Source organism: Bradyrhizobium sp. UFLA05-108, from assembly GCF_059803455.1.
In genome coordinates this window covers 1-2347 of sequence record NZ_JBANAZ010000167.1, presented here as the reverse complement: position 1 = coordinate 2347, position 2347 = coordinate 1, and the positions used below count along the sequence as shown (strand labels likewise).

Genomic DNA, 2347 nt, shown 5'->3' with positions numbered 1-2347 from the left:
AGCCGACCCAGGAAGGGCTCTACCAGCACTTCAAGGCGATCAACGATGCGATTGGAATTCCGATCATCATCTACAACATCCCGCCGCGCTCGGTGATCGACATGTCGGTCGACACCATGAAGCGGCTGTGGGATCTGAAGAACATCGCCGGCGTCAAGGATGCCACCGCCAGCATGGTGCGGGTGTCGCAGCAGCGCGCCGCGATGGGCGAGGATTTCAACCAGCTCTCGGGCGAGGACGCGACCGTGCTCGGTTACATGGCGCATGGCGGCCACGGCTGCATCTCGGTGACCTCAAACGTCGCGCCGCGGCTGTGCTCGGAATTCCACATCGCCTGGCAGAAGGGCGACCATGCAACCGCCTTAAAGTTGCACGACAAGTTGATGCCACTGCACAACAACCTCTTCATCGAGAGCAATCCGGCGCCGATCAAATATGCACTTTCGCTGCTCGGCAAGATGGACGAGACGCTCCGGCTGCCGATGGTGCCGGTGTCAGAGCCGACCCGCGTCGCGGTGCGCAGCGCCATGGTCCATGCCGGCCTGATCAACTGACGCCTTAGCCAATCGGGGAGCTTTTCATGAGCGTCGAGGAAAAGGGCATGCAGATGCTCAAGGAGTTCCGCGAGTTTGCGATGAAGGGCAACGTCGTCGACCTCGCGGTCGGCGTCATCATCGGCGCAGCGTTCGGTGCCATCGTGAACTCGCTGGTCGGCGACGTGATCATGCCGATCATCGGCGCGGCCACCGGAGGACTCGACTTCTCCAACTACTTTACGCCGCTGTCGAAGGCGGTCAGCGCCGGCAATCTTGCAGACGCGAAAAAGCAGGGCGCCGTCTTGGCTTGGGGCAGCTTCCTCACGCTGACGATCAACTTCATCATCGTTGCCTTCGTGCTGTTTCTGGTGATCCGCGCCATGAACAAGTTGAAGCGCAAGGAGGAGGCTGCGCCTACCGCTCCCGCGAAGCCGTCGGCCGAAGTCGAACTGCTGACCGAGATCCGCGATCTCCTCAAGAAGTCTTGACGCGCGCCCTTCATCCAAACTGTTAGCGTGCGCGCGCATACTGCTCAGTTTTTTCTGCCAGGTTTTTGACTACAATGGCCGACAAGAACGAACGCCCCATCAAGGTCATGGCGGAAAATCGCAAGGCCCGGTTCAATTATGCGATCGAGGATACGGTCGAGGCGGGCATTGCGCTGACCGGCACCGAGGTCAAATCGATCCGCAACGGAAAGAGCACGATCGCGGAATCCTACGCCGATTCGAAAAACGGCGAGATCTGGCTGATCAACGCCACCATTCCCGAATATCTCCAGGGCAACCGCTTCAACCACGAGCCCAAGCGGCCGCGAAAACTGCTGCTCCATCGCCGACAGATCAACAAGCTGATCGGCGCGGTCGACCGCGAAGGCATGACGCTGATCCCGCTCAAGCTTTACTTCAACGAGCGCGGGCGGGCGAAGCTTCAGCTTGCGGTCGCAAAGGGCAAGAAGCTGCACGACAAGCGCGAGAGCGAGAAGAAGCGCGACTGGGGCCGGGAGAAGGGCCGGCTGATGCGGGCGAGGGGATGAGGTGATGAACCAGAGAAACCTGCTCGAGGTCGACTGGAGCAAAATTCCCGCGCCGGCGGATGATGGCGGCGCGGCGCATCTGACGGGCATGATGTTCCCGCCGATCAGTTTGCGCGCGACCGACGATACGTCAGTGACGCTGTCGGCGCTGCGCGGCCGCACCGTGGTGTTCGGCTATCCGCGCACCGGCGAGCCGGGCAAGATCGCGCTGGTCGACGATTGGGACATGATCCCCGGCGCGCGCGGCTGCACGCCGCAGACCTGCGCGTTCCGCGATCTCTTCGCCGAGTTGAAGGCAGCCGGCGCGTCCCATGTGTTCGGACTCTCGACCCAGAGCAATGACTACCAGGCCGAGATGGCCTCGCGCTTGCACTTGCCGTTTCCGGTGCTGTCAGACGAGAAGCTCGAACTGACCCGTGCGCTCAAGCTGCCGACGATGGAGGTTGCCGGGTTGACGCTGATCAAGCGCCTTGCGCTGATCATCGACGACGCGAAGATTACGCACGTATTCTACCCGGTCTTTCCGCCGGATCGGAACGCCGGCGACGTGCTGGGCTGGCTGAAGGCCAATCCAGTGAAGGCCTAAGAGCATGATCCGCAAAAGTGTGAAGCGGTTTTCCCTCGCGACAACCGCGGAGCGTTTGCGCGAAAGATCCTGCTCAAACAACAACCTGAACCGCGATGACGATGCGTCCTAGTCTCATCGCGCTTTAGTCTTACTGAGTCAGAAATCCACGGACCAAGCTGGGTGAGAATCGCATATTGAAGGAGATTC

Annotated in this window: 4 protein-coding genes; all 4 read left to right on the top strand. The window is 60.8% G+C overall.

The features are described 5' to 3' along the window. Positions 1 to 554: dihydrodipicolinate synthase family protein (locus SO140_RS45635; protein ID WP_498544170.1), on the top strand; the 554-nt coding region annotated here is incomplete at its 5' end. Between the two features lie 53 nt (positions 555 to 607). Next, entirely contained in the window at positions 608 to 1024 is a 417-nt protein-coding gene (gene mscL / locus SO140_RS45630; RefSeq protein WP_449380915.1) for a large conductance mechanosensitive channel protein MscL, read from the top strand. A 74-nt stretch (positions 1025 to 1098) separates the two neighbouring features. Further along, on the top strand, positions 1099 to 1572 hold the full coding sequence (smpB, locus tag SO140_RS45625) for an SsrA-binding protein SmpB (protein ID WP_449380856.1): 474 nt from the start codon (positions 1099 to 1101) through the stop codon (positions 1570 to 1572). 4 nt (positions 1573 to 1576) lie between these two features. Next, a complete protein-coding gene (locus SO140_RS45620) occupies positions 1577 to 2158 on the top strand; it encodes a peroxiredoxin (protein WP_449380855.1) in 582 nt (193 codons plus the stop codon). The last annotated feature ends 189 nt before the right edge of the window (positions 2159 to 2347 follow it).

What these genes read in the sequence shown, in the direction of transcription:
- mscL (WP_449380915.1), top strand. Translation starts at nt 608, where the DNA reads ATGCTCAAGGAGTTCCGCGAGTTTGCGATGAAGGGCAACGTCGTCGAC.
- smpB (WP_449380856.1), top strand. Translation starts at nt 1,099, where the DNA reads ATGGCCGACAAGAACGAACGCCCCATCAAGGTCATGGCGGAAAATCGC.
- SO140_RS45620 (WP_449380855.1), top strand. Translation starts at nt 1,577, where the DNA reads ATGAACCAGAGAAACCTGCTCGAGGTCGACTGGAGCAAAATTCCCGCG.